Source organism: Ensifer sp. VA4 (genome assembly GCF_055710065.1).
This window is the reverse complement of sequence record NZ_JBVQPO010000011.1, coordinates 111,530-135,878: the sequence shown is the minus strand read 5'-3', so window position 1 is coordinate 135,878 and position 24,349 is coordinate 111,530. Positions and strand designations below refer to the sequence as shown.

Genomic DNA, 24,349 nt, shown 5'->3' with positions numbered 1-24,349 from the left:
CTCTTTGAAATGACGCAATTCCGGACGGAAGCCCGTTTCACAACTTTCCTGGAATTGCGTAGAGACAGCCCGGGAGAAAAGAATGACACAGCTACCGAAACAGACGCTGCGCGTGGGTTTCGTCGGGTCGGGTTTCATCGCCCATTTCCATCTGAAATCGATGATCGGCGTGCGCAACGTCGAGGTGACCGGCGTCTTCAGCCGCAAGCCGGAAAATCGGGAGAAGTTTGCGAAGGAGGTCGCCGCGCTCGGCCTCGGAACCTGCCGCACCCATGAAAGCCTGGAGGTGCTGCTGACGGCCGATGACGTCGACGCGATCTGGATCCTTTCGCCCAACTACACCCGCCTCGACGTGATGCGTTCGTTGCACAAGGCAATCAAGGAGGGCCGCAGCAAGGTCTTCGCCGTTGCCTGCGAAAAGCCGCTCGCCCGCACCGTCGCCGAGGCGCGCGAGATGCTGTCGCTTGCCGAGGATGCCGGCCTCAACCATGGCTACCTCGAAAACCAGGTGTTCTGCACGCCGGTACTGCGCGGCAAGGAGATCATCTGGCGGCGCGCCGCCTCCACCACGGGTCGGCCCTATCTGGCGCGGGCGGCCGAGGAACATTCCGGTCCGCACGAGCCCTGGTTCTGGCAGGGCGACAAGCAGGGCGGCGGCGTGCTCTCGGACATGATGTGCCACAGCGTCGAGGTGGCGCGCTACCTGCTGACGGCGCCCGGAGCACCGCGCAATTCGCTGAAGATCAAGGCGGTGAACGGCACGGTCGCGAACCTGAAATGGACGCGACCGAACTACGCCGAGCAGCTGCGTAAGCGCTTCGGCAGCGAGGTCGACTACCGCAAACGGCCGTCGGAGGATTTCGCCCGTGCCACGGTGACGCTCGAAGACCAGGATGGCAACGAGCTGATGATCGAGGCCACCACCTCCTGGGCCTATGTCGGCGCCGGGCTGCGCATACAGCTGGAACTGCTCGGGCCGGAATATGCGCTTGAATACAATTCGCTGAGCACCGGCCTCAAGATCTTCATGTCGCGCGAGGTCAAGGGCTCCGAAGGCGAGGATCTCGTCGAGAAGCAGAATGCCGAACAGGGTCTGATGCCGGTGCTCGAGGACGAAGCCGGCGTCTACGGCTATACGGATGAGAACCGCCACATGGTCGAGTGCTTTCGCAAGGGAGGGAAGCCGCTCGAAACCTTCGAGGACGGACTCGCCGTCGTCGAGATGCTGATGGGCCTCTACCGCTCGGCGGAGATCAATGCGACACTCAACTTTCCGGCGCCGGAACTCGAGCATTACGTGCCGGTCGTCGCGCGCCGGAGCGCCTGATGGCTGTATTTCCGGCCTCAGGAAATGGTGGCCGGGATTATACGCTCATGTCCGCGATTTCTGTTGACGGGGATCAATGCCGTCGCTCGGGGTTCTACTACGCTGATCCAAACCCAAGATCTGGTCACGAGGAGAAAACGCGATGACATACAAGACCATTCTCGCCGTCGTCGGCGTCGATCATTCCGCAGAGCATCTGCGTGCGGCAGCACAAGTCTGTGCATCCGCAAACGCCCACCTCTCCCTGTTGATCGTCAAGCTCGCCGCATCTCCACCGATCGGGGATTATGCCGCCGCCATCTCCGTCGATTGGCTGAACGAGCGGCAGCGCGACGTCGACAAGCTCGAGTCCTGCGTGGCAAGAGCAACCGATGTTCTGACCAAGGAAGGCATCTCGTTCAGCGTCGAGACGAAATACACCGAGGCTGCCTGGGCCGATGACGAGATCGGCGAGCGCGCCCGCTACGCCGACCTGACGCTGGTCGGTGATGGCCTGACGCTGGATCCGGAGTTGCGTTCACGCACCATCGATGGAACGTTGTTCAGTTCCGCTCGCCCGGTCCTCATCATGCCCAAGGGCAAGCCCGCACGGCTTGATCCGAGGACCGTGGTGCTCGCCTGGAATTCCAGACTGGAAGCTGCACGCGCAGCGCGTGAAGCGCTCGAAATGTTGGCCGGAGCCGAGACCGTCTACGTTACGATGGTCGATCCTCGTGCCGCCTATGGCAAGAACGGCGAGGAACCCGGCGCTGATATCGCCGGCTACCTTGCCCGGCACGGCGTTTCCGTCTCCGTCGAGAGACTGCCGAGCGGCGGACACAGGGTTGACGACGTGATCAACCGGTTTGCGTCGGATGTGGCGGCCGATCTGATCGTCATGGGCGCCTACGGACATTCCAGAATGCGCGAGCGCGTCTTTGGCGGGGTCACCCGCTCGATGCTCGAAAACGCGGTGATCCCCGTGCTCATGGCGCATTGATCCCCATGCTTATGGCACCGACCGGCAGGGACGGGGCGCGGCGCGCAGCCATTTGCCAGCGCGCCCGCGGCGATCAGCCGGCAGAGGCCGCTCGTCCGCTTACGTCGTCGATCTCGATTTCGAAGAAGAGATGCGGGGATGCACCGGCAACGGGCTGTTTCCCGGGCTTCAGGCCGCCCGGTTCCCACCAGTTGACGCGCTGTTCGAGCAACGACCAGGCGTTCATGCGCTCGCGATGCCATTGCTTCGTGTCCGGTAGTTCCTGAAAGCGGCCGTGGATGATGACGCTTCGCCAATTCTGCCGGTCCGCTGTCGTGTCGATCTGTACGCAGACACGCGGATTGTCGCGCATCCAGTCGATCTTCTGCCCCGGCATGGAAAAGCTGTAGAGCCGGTTGGCGGCCAAGGCATACTGGATGGGAACGACATAGGGCTGGCCATCTCGGGCACAGCCCAGGCGGGCGATGTGGTTTTCAGCGACAAGGTCGAGACATTCCTGCCGCGTCATTTCTCTGATCAACATGTGGTCTCTCCTTTTTTGAAAGAGATGTTCAACCGTCAGTCTCCGCCGATCGGATATCGAGGCATTGATCTCGCTCAAGTTCGCTCAGCCTCAGGGGCGTCGCCGTTCTCGTAAAGCGCGGTCGGCGCCGGGCGGCCGCTCGATGCGGAAGCGGCGAAAAGGTGCCCGCGGAGAAGTCGCCGCGTGGCTCAGCGTGACGTTTCGATCGGCACGGACAGGCTGACCTTGACGGGGTCCATCGTCACGAAAGTGCGAAAGCGCTTGATGTTCGGATTGCCGAAGAACATCCGCCGCGTGAAGGCTTCATAATCGGCCATTGTCGGCACGATCACGACGAGCATGAAATCGATGTCGCCGGTGACATAGTAGCATTGCTGCACCTCGGGCGCGGCGGTGAACGCCGCCTTTGCCGCGTCGAGCAGGGCGATCTGCTCACTCTCGACCTCCACCTCCACCAGGATCGTCAGCGCCTGGTTGACGCTCGCGGGATCGACCAGCGCGACATTGGCGCGGATGACGCCGGTTTCCTCCATGCGTTTGATCCGCCGCTGGACGGCCGGAGCGGACAGATTGACCGCCTCGCCGATCTGGCGCTGGGGTATCGAATTGTCCTTCTGCAGGATGGCGAGGATCGCAAGATCGAAGCGGTCGAGTTCGATCTGGGGCTTTTTCGAGGAGGTCATCCGGGGCCTGTCGGTTGCTGAGTTCGCAGCGAGCCGTGAGCGGGACATCAGCCCTCTGGCCGGTCCAACTTTACAAACTTGCATTTGCTTTGGCCATTTAGAGCGCATTTCTCGTTCGCAATGAAATAGATTTTCGCAGGTCTACGGAGATTGCACCATGTTCCTTGCCAATACCCATGCCGATTTCGGCCATCATCTTGCGCCTGAAGATGCGGATATGCTGTCGCTCGCGGCCGCCGAAAAGGTCGAACAGCAGCTTGCCCGGCGCGCGGATCATCGGCCAACGCCGCTTCATGCTTTGCCTGCCTTGGCGAGTGAGATCGGCGTCGCCGGCGTCTTCGTCAAGGATGAGGGCCATCGCCTGGGTCTTGGAAGCTTCAAGGCGCTTGGCGGCTCCTACGCGGTGATACGCCTGGTGATCGAGGAGGCGGAACGGCGCCTCGGGCGTAGCCTCGATCTCGATGATCTCGATCAGCCTGAGGTCCGGGCGATTGCCGCCGGCATGACCTTCGGCTGCGCCACGGATGGTAATCACGGCCGCTCCGTCGCCATGGGCGCCAGGCTCGTCAGGGCGAAGTCGGTGATCTTCGTGCATTCCGGTGTCAGCGAGAAGCGCATAGAAGCGATCGCCCACTATGGCGCCGAGATCGTTCGGGTGGCCGGGACCTACGACGATTCCGTCGAGGAGGCCGCGCGGGTCTGCGAGGCGCACGGCTGGACCGTGGTCTCCGACACGTCCTGGCCGGGCTACGAATATATCCCTGGTCTGGTGATGCAGGGTTACACGGCGCTCCTCAGCGAAGCACTTCGGCAAATGGATCGGCCGCCGACCCATGTCTTCGTGCAGGCGGGCGTCGGTGGTATTGCCGCCGCCACGGCGGGACATCTGGCGCTGCGCTATGGCGCGAAGCGTCCGCGTTTCGTCGTCGTCGATCCGGCGCGGGCTGCCTGCCTTTACGAAAGCGCCAAGGCCGGACATCCCGTCAAGGTGGCGCATGGCGAACCGACGATCATGGCGATGCTCGAATGTTACGAGCCGTCGCTCGTTGCCTGGCGCATCCTGTCGCGCGCGGCCGATGCCTTCATGACCGTCGCCGAAGAGGATGCCGTTTCGGTCATGAACAGGCTGGCGCGCCCTGCCGGCGCCGACCCGGCGATCGTTTCCGGTGAAAGCGGTGGCGTTGGTCTGGCCGGGCTACTGGCGGTGGCCCGGGATCCGGCACTGCGCGAAGCGCTCGGATTGACGGCGCAGTCGCGCGTTTTCGTCATCAATACCGAGGGGGCGACGGACCCCGAGCGTTATGCCGCCCTGGTCGGATTGCCGCCCGAGGCGGTTGCGAACAACTCGAACGAAAGAGGGTGACCCATGGCGGAACTGGATTTTGATCAGCTTGTCGAGGAAATGAGGGCTTGGCGCCAGGACCTGCACGCGCATCCGGAGTTCGGTTTCGAGGAGCAGCGCACGTCATCCTTCGTCGCGGCGAAGCTTCGGGAGTTCGGGCTCGACGAGGTGGTGGAAGGCGTCGGTGGCACCGGCGTCGTTGGCCGGCTGAAGCGCGGCAACGGCAATCGCGCAATCGCGCTTCGCGCCGACATGGATGCACTCCGCATTCCGGAGCAGGGAGAGCTGTCCTATCGCTCGACCCGGCCCGGCACCATGCACGCCTGCGGCCATGACGGCCACACGGCGATGCTGCTGGGCGCTGCCAAGATGCTCGCCGAAGACGGCGGATTCGACGGAAGCGTGTGCTTCGTCTTCCAGCCGGCGGAGGAGTGGGGCAAGGGCGCGCTCGCGATGCTGAACGACGGCCTGATGGAACGCTTCCCCTTTGACGAGATCTACGGCCTGCACAACATGCCGGGGCTGCCGGTCGGCCGTTTCGAAACCCGCGCGGGCGCGATCATGTCGGCAGAGGACAACTTCGAGATCGTGCTGACCGGGGTTGGCGGACATGCGGCGCGACCGCATTGGGGCAACGAGACGCTTGTTGCCGCCTGCGCCACCGTCGTCAATCTGCAGACGATCGTCTCGCGCCGCCTGTCACCGACGGACATCGGCGTCGTTTCGGTGACGGAACTGCTGACGGACGGCACGCGCAATGCCTTGCCCGGCCACGCCCGGATCCTCGGTGATGCCCGCAGCTTCCGGCCGGAGGTCAGCGCGAAGATCGAGGCGGAGATGCGCGTGATCGCCAAGGGCACGGCGGACGCCTATGGCTGCGAAGTCGAGGTCAACTACACACGCGAGTTCGTGCCGCTCATCAACGATCCGGTGCTGACCGGACACGCCTTTGCCGCGGCGGATTCCGTGTTCGGCTCCGAGAACCTCGCAACGGCGGCCGAGCCGATGACCGGTTCGGAAGACTTCGCGCGCTTTCTTGAGCATGTGCCGGGCTGCTTCGTCTTCATCGGTAACGGTGAGGCGTCGGCGCCGCTGCACAATCCGCGTTACGACTTCAACGACGATGCCCTGATCTTCGGCGCGCGCTACCACGCCGAGATCGTCCGGCAGCGACTGGCGCCCGCGGACACCCGGCCCTGATCAGAAAACGGCATGAAAGCAGGACAAGGATGCCATTGTATTCCATCGACGCCGCGCGCCTGACCGGGCGCATTCGCGAGCTTGGCGAAATCGGTCGCGATCCTCAGGGCCAATTGACGCGACTGGCCGGGTCCGACAACGACAGGGCGGGCCGCGACCGCCTCGTCGCCTGGATAAAGGCTGCGGGGCTCGACGTCGTGATCGACCGGATCGGCAACATCTTCGGCGTCTGGCGCGACGCGAGCAGTGCTGACGCAGAACCCATCATGCTTGGCTCGCATATCGACACGGTCATCAATGCCGGCATCTATGACGGCTGCTATGGCGTGCTTGCCGCGCTGGAAGTGATTGAGACCTTGACGGAGCGTGGCGTGACGCCGGCCCGGCCGATCGTCGTGGCAGCCTTCACCAATGAGGAAGGTGTGCGTTTTGCACCCGATATGCTCGGCTCACTCGTCTATGCCGGGGGCCTTTCTGTCGAGACCGCACTGGCAACCGTCGGCACCGATGGTTCGGTGCTGAGCGACGAACTGGAGCGGATCGGCTATGCCGGCGCTGTCGAGCCGGGGTTTCTCAAGCCCCATGCCTATGTCGAGCTCCATATCGAGCAGGGGCCGGTGCTGGAGCGGGAGGGGATGGCGATCGGCGCAGTCGAGAACCTGCAGGGCATTTCCTGGCAGCGGGTCACCATCGACGGTGTGGCAAATCACGCCGGCACCACCCCGATGGCGATGCGCCGGGACGCCGGACTTGCCGCCGCCCGTGTCGGCCTGTTCCTGCGTGAGTGGATCGATCGCTCGAATGCGCCGAGCGTGGCGACGATCGGCACCATGCGCTTCGAACCGAACGCGATCAACGTCATCCCGTCACGCGCGGTCTTCGCCGTCGACCTGCGCGACCCGGACGAGGACCGTCTGCAGGCACTCGAAGCGGCGCTTTCGGATTTTCTCGCGCGTGTCGGCAGGGAGGAAGGCGTAGAGATTTCCGTCGAACGTCTGGCGCGGTTCCAGCCGGTCGCATTCGACCAACACATTGTCGCGGCGATTGAGGCATCGGCGAAGGCGCGCGACCTGAAGAGCCGGCGCATGACCTCCGGCGCCGGTCATGATGCGCAGATGATCGCACGCATCTCTCCAGCCGCAATGATCTTCGTGCCGAGCCGTGAGGGTATCAGCCACAATCCGCGGGAACACACTGAACCCGCCGACCTCGTCGCCGGCGCCAATGTACTGCTCGATGTGGTCGAACGGATGGTTGGCAGCGGCTGGAAAGGCCGTTAGGAACATACGCGGCGAGAAAGACGATGCTCTGTATCCATAGCGCCGACGCCGCACTCCGGCAGGTCGTGATCGGGATAGACATTTCTCGAATGCAAAGCCGTGACGCCAGTTGAGCTGGTTCTCGCGCGTCAGAACTCGTGCCTACACGGACATCCGGAGTCTGGTTTCGAGAAGTAGCGCAGGTCCCCTCCGTTGCGACGAAGTTGACCTGCCTTCAAGGCTCTCATTTCGTGTGAACGGTCTTCTGCCGGCCAGACGATTCAGGCTGGCTATGTTGGAAGCGCCTTTCCGGTGTCCGGCGGAAAAGGTTGAGGAAACTGCTGCCGCCGTACCATACGTTGCCGCTTGGTCCGTAATCCCGTGAGTCGCGCGAGGATGAGTGGCGCTCGCTATGACTATCGCTGTCGATGACGGCAGCACCTCCGCCGCCTGCGCCGGTACCACCGGGCACGCCGCCTACGCCGCTGCCGTCACCGGTGCCCCAATCGCCGCCACCCTCTGCGCCGTTGCTTCCGCCGCCCTCGACGTTTTCGCCACCTTGGTCGCTGCCATCAGCGCCATTTTCACTATTCCCGCTGCCGCCATCGGTGTCGTCCGCATGGGCGGCGGAAATCCAGGAAAAGCCCGCGGCAAGACTTCCGCTGTCGTTGAGGCGTGGCAGATCTCCAGCGAGTGCCGCGAAGCCGCCTATCGACAGGGCCGTCAGTCTCAGCAGGCGTGTCCTCACGTCATTCTCCTCGTAAGCGGCGTTTTTTCGTCGTCTTGCAAGAGCACCACAGCAGACGGCAGCTTGGCGTGAATGACGGGTTCGCTGGCGACGACTTTTGCGTGAGGCTTACATATCGTTCAACCGATACAGGGGCAAGCTAGTCGCCCACGGCCAGCATCCGCCTTGCTGTCGGAAGGGACTGCGAGGCGTCCCTCCCGACGTGTTGCGCGTTAACTCCCAGCTTCGACTTCGCCGACCGGCATATAGAGGTCGCCGCCTTCGCGATACTTGGCGGCCATCGCCTCCAGCCCTTCCTTCTGTGCTTCCGCCCGAATGTCGTGCGAGATCCGCATCGAGCAGAACTTCGGGCCGCACATGGAGCAGAAATGCGCCACCTTGTGCGCTTCCTTCGGCAGCGTCTCGTCGTGGAAGTTGCGGGCTGTCTCCGGGTCGAGCGACAGGTTGAACTGGTCTTCCCAGCGGAACTCGAAGCGGGCGCGTGACAGCGCGTCGTCGCGCACCTGCGCGGCGGGATGGCCCTTGGCGAGGTCGGCGGCGTGGGCGGCGATCTTGTAGGTGATGACGCCCACCTTGACGTCGTTGCGGTCCGGCAGGCCCAGATGCTCCTTCGGCGTGACGTAGCACAGCATGGCGGTGCCGAACCAGCCGATCATCGCGGCGCCGATGCCGGAGGTGATGTGGTCGTAGCCGGGAGCGATATCCGTCGTCAGCGGTCCGAGCGTGTAGAACGGCGCCTCGCCGCAGACGGCGAGCTGCTTGTCCATGTTTTCCTTGATCTTGTGCATCGGCACGTGACCGGGGCCTTCGATCATCACCTGACAATCCTTGGCCCAGGCGATCCTCGTGAGTTCGCCGAGCGTCTCCAGTTCGGCGAATTGCGCCGCGTCGTTGGCGTCGGCGATCGAGCCGGGGCGCAAGCCATCACCGAGCGAGAAGGAGACGTCATAGGCGCGGCAGATGTCGCAGATCTCCTCGAAATGCTCGTAGAGGAAGCTCTCCTTGTGATGATGCAGACACCACTTGGCCATGATCGAGCCGCCGCGCGAGACGATGCCGGTCACCCGGTCGACGGTGAGCGGAATGTAATGCAGCCGCACGCCGGCATGGATGGTGAAATAGTCGACGCCCTGTTCGGCCTGCTCGATCAGCGTGTCGCGGTAGACCTCCCAGGTCAGGTCCTCGGCGATGCCGTTGACCTTTTCCAGCGCCTGATAGAGCGGCACGGTACCGATCGGAACCGGCGAATTGCGGATGATCCATTCGCGGATGTTGTGGATGTTGCGGCCGGTCGAAAGGTCCATGACCGTGTCGGCGCCCCAGCGGGTCGCCCAGACCATCTTTTCGACCTCTTCGGCCATCGACGAGGTGACGGCGGAGTTGCCGATATTGGCGTTGATCTTCACCAGGAAGTTCCGGCCGATGATCATCGGCTCGGATTCCGGATGGTTGATGTTGGCGGGCAGGATCGCCCGGCCGCTGGCGATTTCCTGGCGCACGAATTCCGGTGTGACATGGTCGGGGATATGGGCGCCGAAGCTCTCGCCATCGCGCGCTTTCGCGCGCGCCGCATCGCGGCCGAGGTTTTCTCGGATCGCCACGAATTCCATTTCGGGCGTGATGATGCCGGCGCGGGCATAGGCAAGCTGGGTTACCGCCTTGCCGGCCACTGCCTTCAGCGGCGCATGCTGGAACGGGAAGGTCGGCGTCAGCCGGTCGCCGCTGGCAAAGCCGTTGTCCTCTGGCCGGACGGTGCGCCCCTCGTAGGTTTCCACATCGCCGCGGGCGACGATCCAGTTGCGGCGGAGCCGCGGCAACCCCTCCTCGATGCGGATTTCGGCATCGTCGGCGGTATAGGCGCCGGAGGAATCATAGACCGTGACCGGCGGTTCGCCCGAGGTCGGGTGCAGCGCGATCTCACGCATCGGCACGCGGAGATCCGGATGCAGGATGCCGGCCTTGTGAACTTTTCGGGATGCCGGAAGCGGACCTTGGGTGACCGAGAGGGCTGCGGGCTTTGTGGCAATATTCATGACGAGGCTCCAAGTTTGCGATTGGAGACCCAGTTCTGATGCCGGAAGGATGAAAGACGCGCCGCCAGGTGCTGAACGCACGGAATCCTGGCTTCGATATCTGCACCGTCCCTACGCCAGTATGAACTGGATCAGGTTCAACGGGTCACTGCGCCACAGCCGGCGAGCCGGCCATCCAGCAGAATCTCAGCCCCTTGCGGGACCCCCCTGGTGAATGCCCAAGAGATAGCCATCGAACGGCACGGGTCGTCAAGCGTTAATCCGCTTATCGATCCGATTGCGCGTACTGCGGGTATATCGAGTCTACCGTGGAACTCAGCGGTCGGCCTTCACCGATCCTCCACGCTCCGCATAGTCGGCGCGGTTGATGCCGTGGCGCTGGAGCTTGTCGTAAAAGGTCTTGCGCGGAATGCCGAGCGCTTCGATGGTCGCCTTGACGTCGCCGCGCTGGGCTCGGAGCGCCTCCTTCAGGATCTCCGCCTCGTAGCGTTCGAGCCGCTCCGGCAGCGCGAAACCGGACTGTTCGGCCGAGGCAACGGGCTGCCCCAACGGGCCTTCGACGCCGAGCGCGACGCGTTCGGCAAAATGCGAAAGCTCGCGCACATTGCCAGGCCAGTTGTGCGTCATCAGGTGCTGCTGCACGGTCGGTGAGATGACGGGCATGTCACGCTTGAAGCGCTCGACTGCCCGGGTCAGGAAGTGCGAGAAGAGCAGCGGGATGTCGTCACGGCGTTCGCGCAGCGGCGGGATCGACAACGTCACGACGTTCAATCGAAAGTAGAGATCTTCGCGAAAGTCACCGCGCTGCGCCGGGTCGCCGAGATCAATTTTTGCGGCGGCGATGACGCGGATATCGACGGGACGGACCTGATTGGTGCCGAGCGGCGTAATCTCGCGAGCTTCAAGAACACGCAGCATCTTGACCTGGGTCGCCGGCGGCATCGCCTCGATCTCGTCGAGGAACAGCGTGCCGCCGCTGGCGTGTTCGATGCGACCGACGCGCTTCTTCAAGGCGCCAGTGAAGGCACCCTGTTCGTGGCCGAAGAGTTCGCTTTCGATCACCGTTTCCGGCAGGGCGCCGCAGTTCAGCGCGACGAAGTTGCCGTTGCGGCGCCGGCTCCAATTGTGGAGCAGGGTGGCAACCACTTCCTTGCCGCTGCCGGTTTCGCCGGCGACGAGCACGTCGACATCCGTGTCGGCGATGTGCCGGATCGTCTGCCGCAGCCGCTCCATGACCGGTGTCTGGCCGATCAGCGGCAGGCTGTCGCCGGCCGTCTCCGCCGCCCTTTTCAACGCGCGGTTCTCCATGACGAGCCGGCGCTTTTCGAGCGCGCGCCGCACGCTCTGCACCAGCCGATCGACGGCAAAGGGCTTGGGAATGAAGTCATAGACGCCATCCTGCAATGCCTGCACCGCCATCGGGATATCGCCGTGGCCGGTGACCAGGATCACCGGCAGATCGGCATCGAAGGCGGCGATGCGGCGATGGAACGCCAGGCCATCGATGCCCGGCATGCGGATATCGCTGACGACGATGCCGTCGAAATTGGCGTCGAGCGTCTCCAGCGCTTCGGCGGCACTTGCAAGCGAGGTGACGGCAAGGCCGGCAAGCTCCAGCGTCTGCTTCATCGCCTTGCGCAGATCGTTGTCGTCGTCGATGAGGTAAACGGTCGGCTGCATCGCTCAGGCCCTTTTCAGGCGGACCGTGAAGACGGTGCCCCTGTCGCTGGTTTCGACTGATATCTCGCCGCCATAGTCGGCGACGATCTCCTTGGAGATGGCAAGACCGAGGCCGAGCCCTTCGTCCTTGGAGGTGTTGAACGGTGTGAACAGATCCTCGCGGATATGCTGCGGGATACCTGGGCCGTTGTCGGCAACGACAAGCAAAACGGTGCCGGGGGGGCCGTTCTCGCAACGCACGCGGATTTCGGCGTCGGTCCGATTGCCGAGCGCTTCGAGCGCGTTCTGCAGGAGATTGATCAGGACCTGTTCAAGACGGATACGGCTGCCGAACACGCTGAGCCCGTTTTCCGGCAGGTCGACGACGATCGCATCCATGCGGCCGGCAAAGCGGCTGCGAAGGAGCATCAGCGCACCTTCGACCACCTCGCGCATCGGTGTCGGCTCGGCCACGAAGCGGCCCTTGCGGGCGAAGCTGCGGAGCTCGTCGGTGATGGTGCCGACCCTTTCGGTGAGTTCCGCGATGCTCGCGAGGTTCTCCACCGCCGTTTCCTGCTGGCCGCGGTCGAGGAAGGTGCGGGCATTGTCGGCATAGGCGCGGATGGTGGCGACCGGCTGGTTGATCTCGTGGGCGACGCCGGCGGCCACCTGGCCGAGGATCGCCAGCCGGTTCGCCTGGACCAGCTCCTGCTGAACTGCCTGGAGTTTCTCGCCGGTGCGCCTGTGGTCGGCGATCTCCGTTTCCAGATGGTCGCGGGCAAGGCTCAAGTCACGGGTACGCTCCGCCACGCGGCGCTCCAGTTCGTCACGGGCGGCACGTTCCCTCGCGGAAACCAGCGCGAGCCTCTGGCGCCGGCGCAGGAGGAAGGCGGCAAGAGTGAGGAGCGGCACGATGATCGCCAGCGCGATCAGGCGCGCCTCGCGGGTCGCGGCAGCAAGCGCGCCGTCCAGCGGCGCCAGTTGCTCCAGCCGCCAGCTCGTCGTCGGAACCATGGTTTCGACGCGCAGGAACCGTCGCTCGCTGTCGCCGGGCAGCAGGGCGCGCAACTCGCTGGAACCGTCGCTGGTCGCTTCGACGTCCCGGAAGGGAAGGGGCAGTAGCGAGGCGTCGCCGAATTGCAGGCTGTCGCGGATGGCCGCGAGACGGTCTTGCGGGATGGTTCTGGTCGTCATGAAGCGCCAGGATGGAAAGCTGGTGATCAGCACGATGCCGCGCCGGTCGGTCACATAAACGGGTTTGCCGGAGGCGAGCCATTCCGCCTCGACGTCGTCGAATTCCAGCTTGGCGACGACGACGCCGATCGGGCCGTCGGGGCTGTCCACCCGCCGCGAAATGTAAAGGCCCGGCCGTTTGCTGACCGTACCCATGGCAAAATGCTCGGCCTTGCCGTCGCGCAGCGCCAGACGGAAATATTCGCGAAACGCGTAGTCGTTGCCGACGAAACTCGTCGGCTCCTGCCAATTGCTGGCGGCAAGCGCGACGCCGTCGGTGCCCATCACGTAGATGACGGCGGCATCGGTGTTGGCGGAGAGCGCCTCCAGCTTTTCGTTCAGTCGCTGCAGCGCCTGGCCGTCACCTGTTGAAAGTGCCGCCTTCACCTCGACGTCGTCGGCAAGCACCAGCGGCGTGGCGCGCTGGCGTTCGAGCACGGCGCGCAACAGCGAGGCCTTCAGATTGGCATCGATCCGACTTTGTGCGGCGACCGTTTCGAGCGCCTGTTTGCGCCCATATTCGCCCGCAACGAGAAGGCCGGCGACGACGAGTGCCAGAGCGAGGCCAGCGAACAACAGCCAGGCACGGCGCATGGGCTGATCGAGATCTTGCAGATCGACGAGGGCGGCGGAGGGTTTGGACATGGGTGGATTGTGCATTTATCCGCCCAGATTTCCAGATGGCTTGTGCGGAAATCCGCTCAAATGTTCGCGTGCTTGGGGCCGAACACACAAAACATTCCCATCGATTCAACGGCTTGGCTCCATCCGCAGAGAACTGGCACGTCTGTTGCAAATGGCATCCTCATGACAGCCCGAGCTGTCGCGCATCGGAAATTGACCCGGGAGGCCCGGCATGACGCCGGACTGGGTCCAGTGGAGGATCTCATGATTATCGACCAATCCGCGGAACCGCGCGGCAAGACACCTTTCTATCGGCATCTCTACGTCCAGGTTCTGGCGGCGATCGCGGCCGGCATTCTGCTCGGCCATTTCTATCCGTCGCTCGGCACCGAGCTGAAGCCGCTCGGTGACGCCTTCATCCGCCTCGTCAAGATGATCATCGCGCCGGTCATCTTCCTGACGGTTGCGACCGGCATTGCCGGCATGACCGATCTCGCCAAGGTCGGTCGCGTCGCCGGCAAGGCGATGATCTACTTCCTGACTTTCTCGACGCTGGCACTGGTCATTGGCCTGATCGTCGCCAATGTCGTCCAGCCCGGCTCCGGCATGCACATCGATCCCGCCTCGCTCGACGTCAAGGCCGTGACGACCTATGCGGAGAAGGCGCATGAGCAGACGATCACCGGCTTCCTGATGAACATCATCCCGACGACGCTGGTCGGTGCTTTTGCAGAAGGCGACATCCTGCAGGTGCTGTTCATCTCCGTTCTCTTCGGTCTCGCGCTGGCGATGGTCGGCAAGAAAGCCGAGCCGGTCGTCGACTTCCTGCATGCGCTGACGCTGCCGGTCTTCAAGCTCGTCGGCATCCTGATGAAGGCTGCCCCGATCGGCGCCTTCGGCGCCATGGCGTTTACCATCGGCAAATACGGCGTCGCCTCGATTGCCAACCTGGCGATGCTGATCGGCACGTTCTATCTCACGTCCTTCCTCTTCGTGTTCCTGGTTCTCGGCGCCGTCGCTCGCTACAACGGTTTCTCGATCCTCGCGCTCATCCGCTACATCAAGGAAGAACTGCTGCTGGTGCTCGGTACCTCTTCCTCGGAGGCTGCACTGCCGGGGCTGATGAGCAAGATGGAAAAGGCCGGCTGCAAGCGCTCGGTCGTCGGTCTCGTCATCCCGACCGGCTATTCCTTCAACCTCGACGGCACCAATATCTACATGACGCTGGCGGCGCTGTTCATCGCCCAGGCAATGGATATCCAGCTGTCGCTCGGCGACCAGGTACTGCTGCTGCTCGTCGCCATGCTGAGCTCCAAGGGTGCCGCCGGCATCACCGGCGCCGGCTTCATCACGCTGGCCGCAACGCTCTCGGTCGTGCCGGCCGTGCCGGTCGCCGGCATGGCGCTGATCCTCGGCATCGACCGCTTCATGTCGGAATGCCGTGCGCTCACCAATTTCGTCGGCAATGCGGTCGCCACGATCGTCGTCGCGAAGTGGGAAGGTGAGTTGGACGAAGCGCAGATGGCCGCGACGCTCGGCGGCCGTGCGCCTGTCGCCATTCCGCAGCCGGCGCTTCAGCCCGCCGAATAAGCTTGCCTCCCAAGGCATGACTGCGAAATGCAGTCCGGACGCGGCTCGTGGCAACACGGGCCGCGTTGTCGTTTGGGTTTACTGGCCGGCCAGTTTCATTTTCGGCCGGTCAGGCGCGCCACCGTTCAAGTAGGCGATGAACTCTCGAAGCATCGGCACCCGGCGCGGACGGAAACTCTCGTCCGTCATCCTGATATCGGCGATGCGGTCGATGCGGAACTTGCGGAAATCCTGGCGCAGGCAGCACCAGGCGAGCAGCACCAGCATCCGTTCCAGATAGACGATCGCGAGCGGCAAAACCTCCCTGTCCGTTCGCTGCTGGTTTGCATCCACATAGCCGATGACGACGGCGCGCTCCTGCCAGCAGGCCTCGCGCAAAAGGCCGACATCAGCCACCGGCGGATCCCTGCGTTCGAAGCGGTAGACCTGCGACGCGGCATGGAGCGCTTGGCGCTGCAGCCTGTCGGGCAACGTCGCCGTTATCTTGGAAAGCACCGCAGCTGCCGCCGCCGCGAGGTCTGGCTCGCCCATGTGCTGCACTTCCGCGAGGCCGAGCACGAGCGCCTCGATCTCCAGTCGCGTGAAGGTTTGCGGCGGCAAGGCGATGTCCTCCGTCAGCCGGTAGCCGAAACCGCGTTCGCCGTCGATCACGGCGCCGGCGGCCCGCAGGCTGTCGATGTCGCGATAGAGCGAGCGCATCGACACCCCGGTTTCCTCGGCAAGGCGAGCGGCCGTTACCGGAGAGGGCAACGTGCGAAGCGCTTGGAGCAGGCGGAACAGACGATCACTACGGGCCATGGCTTTGGAAGATAGACGAAGCCTACTGACGAAAACTGGCAGTTGGGCGACTGTATAAGACCCGCATCCGCAAACGCAACCAAGGAACCTCATCATGCTGACGCTGTTTCACGCCCCGCGCTCGCGCTCGTCGCGCATCATCACGCTGCTTCGCGAACTCGACGCCATCGACAAGGTGGAGATCGAGATCGTCGACATCACCCGCGGAGACGGCAGTGGTCGGAAGGACCCGAAGAATCCGCACCCGGAGGGCAAGGTGCCGCTGCTTGTGCATGATGGCGTCGTGCTTTGGGAAAGCATTGCGATCATCCAGTATCTGACCGATCTCTTCCCGGAAAAGAAGCTGGCGCCGCTTGCAGGCGACCGGGAACGCGGCCGGTATCTGAGCTGGCTTGCCTGGTATGCGGGCGTGGTCGAGCCCGTCCTGATCATGCAGGCAGCGGGGCTTTCCCATCCCTATCTGGATTTCACCTTCCGCGGTCCGAAGCAGATGGCCGAGCGCCTTGAAAGCGCGCTGAAGGATAGCCCCTATCTGATGGGCGACCACTACACGGCCGTAGACCTGCTGCTGCATTCGCCCTTTGCCTGGTATCCTGCAGCGACACCGGACAGCAATGCCGTCAAGGCATGGGTCGAGCGTTGTGGCGCGCGTCCGTCGCTGCAATGGACCGCCGACTACGATACCCGCACTGCGGCCGCGGCCTGACTGCGCTTAATGGCCACGCGCGGAGAGGGTAGCATTCCTCCGCTATTGTCGTTTGAGGTTTATCTCGCTCGTCACCACGTGCTTACCCGAAGCAGGATCGACGTCAATCGTCGTCAACTGCATTCCGTTGGTGCCGATCTTGCGCACGGTCAGATCGGCCCGGCGGTCGCCGTTGACGTCCCTGGCCCAACGGATGGTGAGGTTGATCGCGTCGCCGCGGCGACGGCCATTGAGCCCGGCGCGCCCGCCGCGGGGGCCGAGATAGGAGCCGCTATAGGTCGAACCCGTGTAGCGCAGCTTTGCGTCGATGGAGCGCGAGATCAGCAGCATCCCCCGGCAGACACCGGCCATTGACAGCGCGAGACCGGTTGCCTCGGAGTTGAAGCTGCAGGAAACGTTGATTGGGGACATGTTCGCCCGGATACGAACGACGCCAACGCCCGCCCAGCTACCACCCAACGACTTCAGGAATGCACCCTCGTCCGCGCGCGCAACGCCAGGGGCGAGCGCGGCCATGACAACAAGCGACAACCAACGAGGCATGGATGCAATCCTCCGTTCAGCGGTGTCGATAGTACAATAGTCGGCGTCTGGATCACTAGCCGAACGCTGTCAGCGTGGCGGATGTTCCGTTCCTCGTCTCAGATTCCGTGCAGAACCTGTGTGGCCTTGACGGCGGCCGACGCCCGGTTCTCGACTCCGAGCTTCACATAGATCTGTTCCAGATGCTTGGTCACCGTACGCGCGCTCAGGCCCAGGATCTCGCCGATGTCGCGGTTCGCCTTGCCCTTGGCGATCCAGAGCAACACCTCGGATTCCCGTTGCGTCAGTGCGAAATGTTGGCGGAGCATTTCATCGTCCGTCAGTCGGTTCTCGGCCGTCAGGCGAAAGAGATATTCGTTCGGACCGATGCCGCCGAGATAGGATATCTGCAGACCCGATTGGCCCGGCTGGTCGAGCGTGAAGCTATCCTCGTGCGATGACGTTCCTCGACCGCGGTTTTCCATCCAGTGCGCGATGCGTTTCGTGACCGTACTCAATCCATCGTCGCGGCCGGTTGCGGCATTGACGAGGCGGGTCGCCTGGGGCGTCGACCAGCAGATACTGCCATCGGCGCGAACCGCCAGCAGGTGGCGCCCGGCGGCATCGAGCGCGACCCGCGCGCTCTGGGCCGAGCGCGCATTGGACAGATGAACGCGGATGCGCGCCCTGAGTTCGTCGATGTTGATCGGCTTGGTCAGATAGTCGACGCCGCCAGCCTCGAGGGCGCGAACAACATGCTCGGTCTCCGTCAATCCGGTCATGAACAGTATCGGTGTCTGGCCGACGGCGGCATTGGCCTTGAGGCGTCGGCAGGTCTCGAAGCCGTCCATGCCGGGCATGACGGCGTCCAGCAGAATGACGTCGGGGGTTATGCGCTCCGCGATCGAAAGCGCGGCGTTGCCCGACGTGGCGATCAGCGCGGAAAAGCCCGATTGCTCCAGGGCCTCGGTGAGGAAGCCGAGGGCTTCCGGTGAATCGTCGACGAGCAGAACGATGTCCCGGCGGTCGTAGGTCTCAGCCACGAGCATCGCCTCCTTCTTGGGTGCTGTTCTTGAGGAAGGCGTCGTAGCCGGAGAGATCGAAGGCCTGCACGTAGGAACGGGCTTCTTCGACGAAGGATTGATGTTCGGGCTCCATCGCAATCTCCGTCAGTTTGGCCTCGATGCCTCTGATGTAGCCGATCTCGCCGAGGCGGATCAGTTCCTGGACGTGGTGGAGGTGCGGGCGCGTCATCGGCCGGGCAACTGGGGCGGTATGCAGCTTTTCTTCGCCTTCGTGGATCCAGGTCAGGCCAAGATGGACCGCAAGCTTGTCGACGAGTTGCCCGACGACGAAGGGCTTGGCGAGCGTGTCGTCGTGGCCGGTGAAAGATCCGGTGGTCGAGCCGTCTCCGATGTTGGCCGACAGCATGATGATCGGCGCCGTTTGTCCAGTTTCGCGCAGCCGCCCGGCGAGTTCCCAGCCGTTCATGCCCGGCATCGAAATGTCGATCAGGAAGAGGTCCGGGCTGACGTCTTCAAGGAGAGAGAGGCAGTCGCCCCCGGATGGAACGGCGAAGACCGTGAAATCCATGGGCAGGAGGATTTCACGCATCAGGGCGCGATGATCGGCATTATCGTCGACGACGACGATCGTGCGCCGCGGGCCGAGATAGGAGGTGATGCGCCGGACGGGCGCTGCCAGCGCCGGGCGGTCGACCGCCGAAAGCATCAGCCGGACGCGGAAGCTGGTGCCTTCGCCGAGCTTACTGGTCACGGCGATTTCGCCGCCGAGCGTCTGCGTCAGAAGCCTGGTGATCGTCAGCCCCAGGCCGAGGCCCGGCATGCTGCCTTGATGCTCGGCCTCGCCGCGCTGGAAGGGGTCGAAAATGCGCGGCAGGTCCTTCTCGGCAATGCCGCGGCCGCTATCGGCAATCATGAAGGTCGCAACCTGGCTTCGATAGGCGACCTCCAGGCGGATGCCGCCGCGCTCGGTGAACTTCAGCGCGTTGGAGAGAAGGTTGACGAGGATTTGGCGCAGACGCTTCTCGTCGGTCTTCACGTAGCGCGGCAGGCTCGCGGTGCGCTCGTGCTCGAAGGTGATGCCCTTGGCCTGCGCCTGCGGTCGGAACATCTCGACTATCTGGTCGAGGAAGTCGTGAATGTTGATCTCGTTGGAATAGACCTGCAGCTTGCCGGCCTCGATCTTGGAGATATCCAGTAGCCCGTCGATCAGGCCGGAGAGATGATCGGCGCTGCGCTTGATCACCTTGATCGCGCCCTGTCGGGCCGGCGGAATGGTCTCGTCGCGCTCCAGCACCTGGGCATAGCCAAGCACGGCGTTGAGCGGCGTCCTGAGTTCGTGGCTGAGGCCGACGACGTAGCGGCTCTTGGCACGATTGGCCGCCTCCGCCGTTTCCTTCGCCTGCTGCAGCGCCGCGTCCGTCTTCTTGTGGGCGGCGATTTCTTTCAGAAGGAGGGTGTTCTGGCGCGAGGATTCTTCTTCCGCGACGACGCGGCTGTCATGGGCGAGCACATAGAACCAGGAGACAATGCCGGCGAGCACGGCAAAGACGAAGAAGACGACGGCGATGGTGCGTTCGACGACGGCGGCAGTCTCTGGCGACGCGCCGGCGGTCTGGTGCGCGATCATCGCCAGGATCACGCCGATGCCGGCAATCGAGAGCACCGCGGAGATCGCGTAGCGGCCGAGGCGCGTCGCGAGCTTTTCCGTGACGGTGCGCGGAAGCAGGGTGTTGGCGACGGCTGCGACCTGGGCGTTGAAGCGCGCCTTCGGCTTGCACATGTCATGGCAACGGCTGTCGAGCGAACAGCAAAGCGAACAGATCGGCGCAGCATAGGCCGGGCACCAGGCCATGTCCTCCGGCTCGAACGGATGCTCGCAGATCGAGCAGGCGATTTCGTTCTGGTTTGCCCAGCTTCGGCGCGGTTTGCGGGCGAGGTAGAATTTGCCATCTGTCAGCCAGGCAATTAGCGGAGAGGCGATGAAGGCGACGACGAGCGCGATATAAGGCGCCAGCGAAGCGGCGATCTCTCCGAAGGCGCCGAAATGCGCCGTCAAAGCTACCGTCGCCGAGATCGCCATGGCGCCAAGCCCCACCGGATTGATGTCGTACAGATGGGCGCGCTTGAACTCGATGCCCGGCGGTGAAAGGCCGAGCGGCTTGTTGACGAAGAGATCGGCCGAAATCGTGCAAAGCCAGGCCATGGCGATGATCGAGAAGACGCCGAGCGTTTCTTCAAGCAGCCGGTAGATGCCGAGCTCCATCAGGAGAAGCGCGATGGCGACATTGAAGACCAGCCAGACGACGCGGCCCGGGTGACTGTGGGTCAGGCGCGAAAAGAAGTTCGACCAGGCAAGCGAGCCGGCATAGGCATTCATGACGTTGATTTTCAGCTGCGACACGACGACGAAGGCGACCATCAAGAGCAGCGCAGCCGCTTCGGACGGGATCATGTAGCCGAAGGCGGTGTAGTACATCTGCGCCGGATCGGCGGCTCTGGTCGAGGGCACGCCGCTCGAAAGCGCCAGCACGACGAGGAAGGACCCGGCAAGCAGCTTCGGCGCGCCGACGATCACCCAGCCGGAACCGGCGAGGAAGACGGCGATGCGATGATGCAGCTTGCGCTGCCCGTCCGGCGGCAGGAAACGCAGGAAGTCGACCTGCTCGCCGATCTGCGCCATTAGCGCGAAGATCACGGCCGACGCTGCACCGAATTCGACGAGACCGAACGGCGCAAACGTGCCGGGAGGGCCCGAAGCGTGATGAATGCCGGAATAGGCAAGCCAAGAGCCGACCTTCTCCCAATCGGCGAATGCGATGAAGACGAAGGGCAGGATGTTGAGCACGATCCAGAAGGGCTGGGTCAAAAGCTGGAACTTGCTGATCAGCCGCACACCGTGAGTGACGAGCGGGATGACGACGGCAGCGCTGACGATGTAACCGACCCACAAGGGGATGCCGAGCGCCAGTTCGAGCGCCCCCGACATGATCGAGGCCTCGATCGCGAAGAGGATGAAGGTGAAGCTCGCATAGATCAGCGAGGTCAGCGTCGAGCCGATATAGCCGAAGCTGGCGCCGCGGGTGAGCAGATCGATGTCGACCCCGTGACGGATGGCGTAGCGGCTGATCGGCAGTCCCACGGTCAGGATCATTAGGCTTGCGACCAGGATCGCGACAATCGCATTGGTGGTGCCATAGGACATGGTGATGGCGCCGCCGATAGCTTCCAGTGCCAGGAAGGAGATGGCGCCGATGGCGGTCTGCGAGATGCGCTCGGAGGAAAAGCGCCGCGCGCTCTTGGCGGTAAAGCGCAACGCATAGTCTTCAAGCGTCTGGTTGGCGACCCAACGATTGTACTCCCGCCTTATGGGAATGATGCGCTGGCGTGCCGCCATGGGGTTCCTAACGTGCCGTCGAGGGAGTTTCTGCACTTTTTCTTAGCACGGATGTTTTCTGCTTAAAATTGCTGCAACAGAGAAATGTGACGGTCCGCACGGAAAAACCGGACCCTCCGGTTTTGGCTGTCGAAGTGCCGAACCGGATGGCTGCCCGGAAGTTCTTGAGTGCAGTGTGCCGTTAGCTGGGCCGGCAATAGATCGGGTTGCTGATGGCGCGGCGGATCGTACGGTTCACGAGATCGTCCTCGCAAAGCTGCCAGGGGAGGGCCTTGCCGCGAAGGGCCTCCCGGAATGTCTCGACGATCCCGCCGCGGCTTGCAGCTGCAACGATCTCGGTGCGCAGGAAGCGATCGGGCGCGCCGACGTACTGGCCGGTCCAGTCGTCGGCTTCGATCACCTGGTCACCGATGACGCCCGAGGCATCGAGCCACATCAGCTTGTCGCCTTTGGCGCCTCGAACCTGCGCATCCGCTGCCACGGGGCCGGCGACGGTCGATCCCATCGGCTCACCATTGGCAGTGAGTTCCAGATGCGGTCCCGTTGGGCTCTCCGTGACATAGCCGCGGCCGGATTTCATGGCGCCGAGCACGGCCTCTTCGGATAGTTCCTCGAGATGAAGCACTGTCGTCGGACGGGCGAGGACCAGGGGGCCTTCCGGCATCAAACGGGCGGGCTGGTGAAAGTCGCTGCCGCCGATGGCGGAGATCTTCAGGCCTGAGGCGAGGCGCTGCTGGTAGCGCTCCAAGGACACCCAGTTCCAGGCAAGCCAGTGGGATTGCCAGACCTCCATGCAATCGATCTTCGGCACCTCGTAGTCCCAGGGGATCGTCGGCTTGTCGTGGTTGATCGAAAGCAGTCCGCCGCGCTCATGCACCAGGCGCGCGAGCGTATGGGCGTGCTCGGGTCTCGTCATGCGGAAATCGATCCAGTCGTCGACACCAAAGACATTGGCGTGGCCGATGGCGGTGGTGACTTCCATGGCACTTACGAAGACGAGGTCTGGAGAAGAGTGCGGATGAAAATAGCGTCGCTGGGTGATCGTGTTGTGGTCGGCAACCGCGAGGAAGTCGAGCCCTGCCTGGCGCGCGGCCGCGTGCAGCAGTTCCGGCGAGCCTGCCGCATCCGAATGGAAGGTGTGGCAGTGCAGGTCGCCGCGATACCAGCCGGGTCCCTTGCGTATCGGGAACTGTCGCGCCGGCTGCGGTGCGATCGCGCGCGGGCTGCTGTCATAGTCTACGGTCACCAATGCCTCGACGCCGTCGTCAGGGATCTTGTAGAGACCCAGCATGACCATCCATCGTCCGGGTGGTATCGCGCCATGGATATAGCCGGGTGTGGCGTCGTCGATGGCGACGAAGAAGCGGTCGCGTGCGCCGCCGCTCCAGCCGCGAAAGCCCCGCTCCGTCGGATAGTCCGTGGCACGCGGGTCAAGCACGCCGAGATCGACGATGCACCCCTCAGACTTGGGATAGCTGAGCGTCACGTCGATCCGTGTCACGCCGTCCGGCACATCGAAGGGCACATAGAAATAGGGATCGGCGGCCTGGTGCTTGCGGGTGATCCGCACGGCGAATTCCTGCATGGCCGCCTCAGCGCTCGCCGGCCGCGGGAATGCGCGCGCCGCTGTCGTCGAAGAGGGTGACGTGCCTGGCATCGAAGGCGAGGTGCACCGAGGTACCGACTTTGATCTCGTCGTCGGTAAAGATGCGCGCGGTGACGCGGCCATTGTCGCCGCGCTCGAGGGTGACGAGGCTTTCCGGCCCCATGTTCTCATTGGCGAAGAGTTCGCCAGAAAGAATGTTGTGGTCGGTGGGACCGGCGACGCGCAAATGCTCTGGTCGGACGCCGAGCGTCATCTTTCCGGCCTTTGCCGCTTTGGCGATGGCGTCGTTAAGTTCGATCGGCGCGACCTGAAGACCGTCAGCGCTGAGATGCAGCGCGCCTTCGCCGATGGATGCTTCGACGGCAACGAGGTTCATCGGCGGGTTGCCGACGAAATTGGCGACGAAGGTGGTCGCCGGCCGGCGATAGATCTCGATCGGCGGCGCAAACTGCACGATCCGGCCCTTGTCCATGACCGCGATGCGGGTGGCGAGCGCCATGGCCTCGGCCTGGTCGTGGGTGACATAGACCGCCGTCATGCCCATGTCGCGCTGCAGATGGTTCAAGAAACCGCGCGCTTCTAGGCGCAGTTTGGCGTCGAGGTTCGAGAGCGGCTCGTCGAAAAGGTAGACCTCGCTCGGATAGACGAGCGCGCGGGCGAGCGAGGTGCGCTGCTGCTGGCCGCCGGAAATCTGGCTCGGCAGGCGTTTCAGGAGATCGCCGATCTTCAGCACGTCGGCCACCTCCTTGGCCCGGGCGTGGCGCTTGGTTTCCTGCTCGCCGCGCACCTTCAAGGGATAGGCGATGTTGTCGGCGATGTTCATGTGCGGATAGAGCGCATAATCCTGGAAGACCATGGAAATGCCGCGGTCCTTCGGATGCAGATAGGTGACGTCGCGGCCGCCGATCATCACCCGGCCCGACGTCGGCGTTTCGAGGCCGGCGATCATGCGAAGGCTCGTCGTCTTGCCGCAGCCGGAAGGGCCGAGTAGGCAGATGAACTCGCCATCGGCGATCTGGAAGCTGATGTCGGGAACGGCGACGAAAGCGCCGAAGCTCTTGGAGACGTTCTGGAATTCGACAGAGGCCATGGCGGATT

The 24,349-nt window shown here is 63.6% G+C and carries 19 protein-coding genes and 1 riboswitch; of the genes, 7 read left to right on the top strand and 12 right to left on the bottom strand.

Annotation, left to right across the window (positions count from 1 at the left end; all coding sequences use genetic code 11):
• The first annotated feature begins 82 nt into the window (after nucleotides 1-82).
• Together AC0C6X_RS20195 and AC0C6X_RS20190 are read left to right on the top strand one after the other, a co-directional pair.
• Nucleotides 83-1,327 carry a Gfo/Idh/MocA family protein gene (locus tag AC0C6X_RS20195; RefSeq protein WP_173519678.1) on the top strand — a complete coding sequence of 415 codons (1,245 nt, stop codon included), beginning with the start codon at nucleotides 83-85 and terminating at the stop codon, nucleotides 1,325-1,327.
• 142 nt (nucleotides 1,328-1,469) lie between these two features.
• A complete protein-coding gene (locus AC0C6X_RS20190) occupies nucleotides 1,470-2,306 on the top strand; it encodes a universal stress protein (protein ID WP_173519679.1) in 837 nt (278 codons plus the stop codon).
• Nucleotides 2,307-2,379: 73 nt separating this feature from the next.
• Here AC0C6X_RS20190 and AC0C6X_RS20185 read toward each other — a convergent pair whose 3' ends face one another.
• Both AC0C6X_RS20185 and AC0C6X_RS20180 read right to left on the bottom strand, forming a co-directional pair.
• On the bottom strand, nucleotides 2,380-2,829 hold the full coding sequence (locus tag AC0C6X_RS20185; protein WP_173519680.1) for a pyridoxamine 5'-phosphate oxidase family protein: 450 nt from the start codon (nucleotides 2,827-2,829) through the stop codon (nucleotides 2,380-2,382).
• Nucleotides 2,830-3,017: 188 nt separating this feature from the next.
• Nucleotides 3,018-3,512 carry an Lrp/AsnC family transcriptional regulator gene (locus AC0C6X_RS20180; protein WP_173519681.1) on the bottom strand — a complete coding sequence of 165 codons (495 nt, stop codon included), beginning with the start codon at nucleotides 3,510-3,512 and terminating at the stop codon, nucleotides 3,018-3,020.
• Nucleotides 3,513-3,669: 157 nt separating this feature from the next.
• Between AC0C6X_RS20180 and AC0C6X_RS20175 the strand changes: the two genes are divergently transcribed.
• From AC0C6X_RS20175 to AC0C6X_RS20165, 3 genes are read left to right on the top strand one after another with little or no spacing between them, the layout of a single operon-like run.
• Nucleotides 3,670-4,875: a diaminopropionate ammonia-lyase gene (locus tag AC0C6X_RS20175; protein WP_173519682.1), complete on the top strand. Its 1,206-nt coding sequence runs from the start codon at nucleotides 3,670-3,672 to the stop codon at nucleotides 4,873-4,875.
• Between the two features lie 3 nt (nucleotides 4,876-4,878).
• A complete protein-coding gene (locus AC0C6X_RS20170) occupies nucleotides 4,879-6,054 on the top strand; it encodes a M20 aminoacylase family protein (RefSeq protein ID WP_173519683.1) in 1,176 nt (391 codons plus the stop codon).
• Between the two features lie 29 nt (nucleotides 6,055-6,083).
• Nucleotides 6,084-7,334, top strand: a complete 1,251-nt coding sequence (locus AC0C6X_RS20165; RefSeq protein ID WP_472954792.1) for an allantoate amidohydrolase — start codon at nucleotides 6,084-6,086, stop codon at nucleotides 7,332-7,334.
• A gap of 223 nt (nucleotides 7,335-7,557) precedes the next feature.
• Here the strand turns inward: AC0C6X_RS20165 and AC0C6X_RS20160 are convergent, their stop codons facing one another.
• From AC0C6X_RS20160 to AC0C6X_RS20145, 4 genes are all read right to left on the bottom strand, one after another.
• Nucleotides 7,558-8,061, bottom strand: coding sequence for a hypothetical protein (locus tag AC0C6X_RS20160; protein WP_247959152.1), 504 nt, complete (start codon nucleotides 8,059-8,061; stop codon nucleotides 7,558-7,560).
• A 212-nt stretch (nucleotides 8,062-8,273) separates the two neighbouring features.
• Nucleotides 8,274-10,094 carry a phosphomethylpyrimidine synthase ThiC gene (gene thiC / locus AC0C6X_RS20155; RefSeq protein WP_173519686.1) on the bottom strand — a complete coding sequence of 607 codons (1,821 nt, stop codon included), beginning with the start codon at nucleotides 10,092-10,094 and terminating at the stop codon, nucleotides 8,274-8,276.
• Between the two features lie 90 nt (nucleotides 10,095-10,184).
• A riboswitch (TPP riboswitch) is annotated at nucleotides 10,185-10,313 on the bottom strand.
• A 96-nt stretch (nucleotides 10,314-10,409) separates the two neighbouring features.
• The gene (locus AC0C6X_RS20150; protein WP_472954789.1) at nucleotides 10,410-11,774 is read right to left on the bottom strand and encodes a sigma-54-dependent transcriptional regulator; all 1,365 of its coding nucleotides are present in this window, start codon (nucleotides 11,772-11,774) and stop codon (nucleotides 10,410-10,412) included.
• A gap of 3 nt (nucleotides 11,775-11,777) precedes the next feature.
• The gene (locus AC0C6X_RS20145) at nucleotides 11,778-13,646 is read right to left on the bottom strand and encodes an ATP-binding protein (protein ID WP_472954787.1); all 1,869 of its coding nucleotides are present in this window, start codon (nucleotides 13,644-13,646) and stop codon (nucleotides 11,778-11,780) included.
• Nucleotides 13,647-13,874: 228 nt separating this feature from the next.
• On the opposite strand from AC0C6X_RS20145, the gene AC0C6X_RS20140 reads away from it, so the two are divergent.
• Nucleotides 13,875-15,200 carry a dicarboxylate/amino acid:cation symporter gene (locus AC0C6X_RS20140; protein ID WP_173519689.1) on the top strand — a complete coding sequence of 442 codons (1,326 nt, stop codon included), beginning with the start codon at nucleotides 13,875-13,877 and terminating at the stop codon, nucleotides 15,198-15,200.
• 78 nt (nucleotides 15,201-15,278) lie between these two features.
• On the opposite strand, the gene AC0C6X_RS20135 is transcribed toward AC0C6X_RS20140, so the two are convergent.
• The gene (locus AC0C6X_RS20135) at nucleotides 15,279-15,998 is read right to left on the bottom strand and encodes a helix-turn-helix transcriptional regulator (RefSeq protein ID WP_173519690.1); all 720 of its coding nucleotides are present in this window, start codon (nucleotides 15,996-15,998) and stop codon (nucleotides 15,279-15,281) included.
• 94 nt (nucleotides 15,999-16,092) lie between these two features.
• On the opposite strand from AC0C6X_RS20135, the gene AC0C6X_RS20130 reads away from it, so the two are divergent.
• Nucleotides 16,093-16,704, top strand: coding sequence for a glutathione S-transferase family protein (locus tag AC0C6X_RS20130; protein WP_173519691.1), 612 nt, complete (start codon nucleotides 16,093-16,095; stop codon nucleotides 16,702-16,704).
• A 42-nt stretch (nucleotides 16,705-16,746) separates the two neighbouring features.
• Here the strand turns inward: AC0C6X_RS20130 and AC0C6X_RS20125 are convergent, their stop codons facing one another.
• The 5 genes from AC0C6X_RS20125 to AC0C6X_RS20105 form a co-directional block, all read right to left on the bottom strand.
• Nucleotides 16,747-17,247 carry a hypothetical protein gene (locus AC0C6X_RS20125; protein WP_173519692.1) on the bottom strand — a complete coding sequence of 167 codons (501 nt, stop codon included), beginning with the start codon at nucleotides 17,245-17,247 and terminating at the stop codon, nucleotides 16,747-16,749.
• A gap of 98 nt (nucleotides 17,248-17,345) precedes the next feature.
• Nucleotides 17,346-18,275 carry a response regulator gene (locus AC0C6X_RS20120; RefSeq protein WP_173519693.1) on the bottom strand — a complete coding sequence of 310 codons (930 nt, stop codon included), beginning with the start codon at nucleotides 18,273-18,275 and terminating at the stop codon, nucleotides 17,346-17,348.
• Nucleotides 18,262-21,645, bottom strand: coding sequence for a hybrid sensor histidine kinase/response regulator (locus AC0C6X_RS20115; RefSeq protein WP_173519694.1), 3,384 nt, complete (start codon nucleotides 21,643-21,645; stop codon nucleotides 18,262-18,264). The genes AC0C6X_RS20120 and AC0C6X_RS20115 overlap by 14 nt, the downstream gene beginning before the upstream one ends.
• A 181-nt stretch (nucleotides 21,646-21,826) precedes the next feature.
• On the bottom strand, nucleotides 21,827-23,230 hold the full coding sequence (locus tag AC0C6X_RS20110; protein ID WP_173519695.1) for a CehA/McbA family metallohydrolase: 1,404 nt from the start codon (nucleotides 23,228-23,230) through the stop codon (nucleotides 21,827-21,829).
• A 7-nt stretch (nucleotides 23,231-23,237) separates the two neighbouring features.
• A complete protein-coding gene (locus AC0C6X_RS20105) occupies nucleotides 23,238-24,341 on the bottom strand; it encodes an ABC transporter ATP-binding protein (RefSeq protein WP_173519696.1) in 1,104 nt (367 codons plus the stop codon).
• Nucleotides 24,342-24,349 lie beyond the last annotated feature (8 nt).

Excerpts from the sequence above, each read along its gene's own strand:
- AC0C6X_RS20195 (WP_173519678.1), top strand. The coding sequence starts at position 83 with ATGACACAGCTACCGAAACAGACGCTGCGCGTGGGTTTCGTCGGGTCG.
- AC0C6X_RS20190 (WP_173519679.1), top strand. The coding sequence starts at position 1,470 with ATGACATACAAGACCATTCTCGCCGTCGTCGGCGTCGATCATTCCGCA.
- AC0C6X_RS20185 (WP_173519680.1), bottom strand. The coding sequence starts at position 2,829 with ATGTTGATCAGAGAAATGACGCGGCAGGAATGTCTCGACCTTGTCGCT.
- AC0C6X_RS20180 (WP_173519681.1), bottom strand. The coding sequence starts at position 3,512 with ATGACCTCCTCGAAAAAGCCCCAGATCGAACTCGACCGCTTCGATCTT.
- AC0C6X_RS20175 (WP_173519682.1), top strand. The coding sequence starts at position 3,670 with ATGTTCCTTGCCAATACCCATGCCGATTTCGGCCATCATCTTGCGCCT.
- AC0C6X_RS20170 (WP_173519683.1), top strand. The coding sequence starts at position 4,879 with ATGGCGGAACTGGATTTTGATCAGCTTGTCGAGGAAATGAGGGCTTGG.
- AC0C6X_RS20165 (WP_472954792.1), top strand. The coding sequence starts at position 6,084 with ATGCCATTGTATTCCATCGACGCCGCGCGCCTGACCGGGCGCATTCGC.
- thiC (WP_173519686.1), bottom strand. The coding sequence starts at position 10,094 with ATGAATATTGCCACAAAGCCCGCAGCCCTCTCGGTCACCCAAGGTCCG.
- AC0C6X_RS20150 (WP_472954789.1), bottom strand. The coding sequence starts at position 11,774 with ATGCAGCCGACCGTTTACCTCATCGACGACGACAACGATCTGCGCAAG.
- AC0C6X_RS20145 (WP_472954787.1), bottom strand. The coding sequence starts at position 13,646 with ATGCACAATCCACCCATGTCCAAACCCTCCGCCGCCCTCGTCGATCTG.
- AC0C6X_RS20140 (WP_173519689.1), top strand. The coding sequence starts at position 13,875 with ATGATTATCGACCAATCCGCGGAACCGCGCGGCAAGACACCTTTCTAT.
- AC0C6X_RS20135 (WP_173519690.1), bottom strand. The coding sequence starts at position 15,998 with ATGGCCCGTAGTGATCGTCTGTTCCGCCTGCTCCAAGCGCTTCGCACG.
- AC0C6X_RS20130 (WP_173519691.1), top strand. The coding sequence starts at position 16,093 with ATGCTGACGCTGTTTCACGCCCCGCGCTCGCGCTCGTCGCGCATCATC.
- AC0C6X_RS20125 (WP_173519692.1), bottom strand. The coding sequence starts at position 17,247 with ATGCCTCGTTGGTTGTCGCTTGTTGTCATGGCCGCGCTCGCCCCTGGC.
- AC0C6X_RS20120 (WP_173519693.1), bottom strand. The coding sequence starts at position 18,275 with ATGCTCGTGGCTGAGACCTACGACCGCCGGGACATCGTTCTGCTCGTC.
- AC0C6X_RS20115 (WP_173519694.1), bottom strand. The coding sequence starts at position 21,645 with ATGGCGGCACGCCAGCGCATCATTCCCATAAGGCGGGAGTACAATCGT.
- AC0C6X_RS20110 (WP_173519695.1), bottom strand. The coding sequence starts at position 23,230 with ATGCAGGAATTCGCCGTGCGGATCACCCGCAAGCACCAGGCCGCCGAT.
- AC0C6X_RS20105 (WP_173519696.1), bottom strand. The coding sequence starts at position 24,341 with ATGGCCTCTGTCGAATTCCAGAACGTCTCCAAGAGCTTCGGCGCTTTC.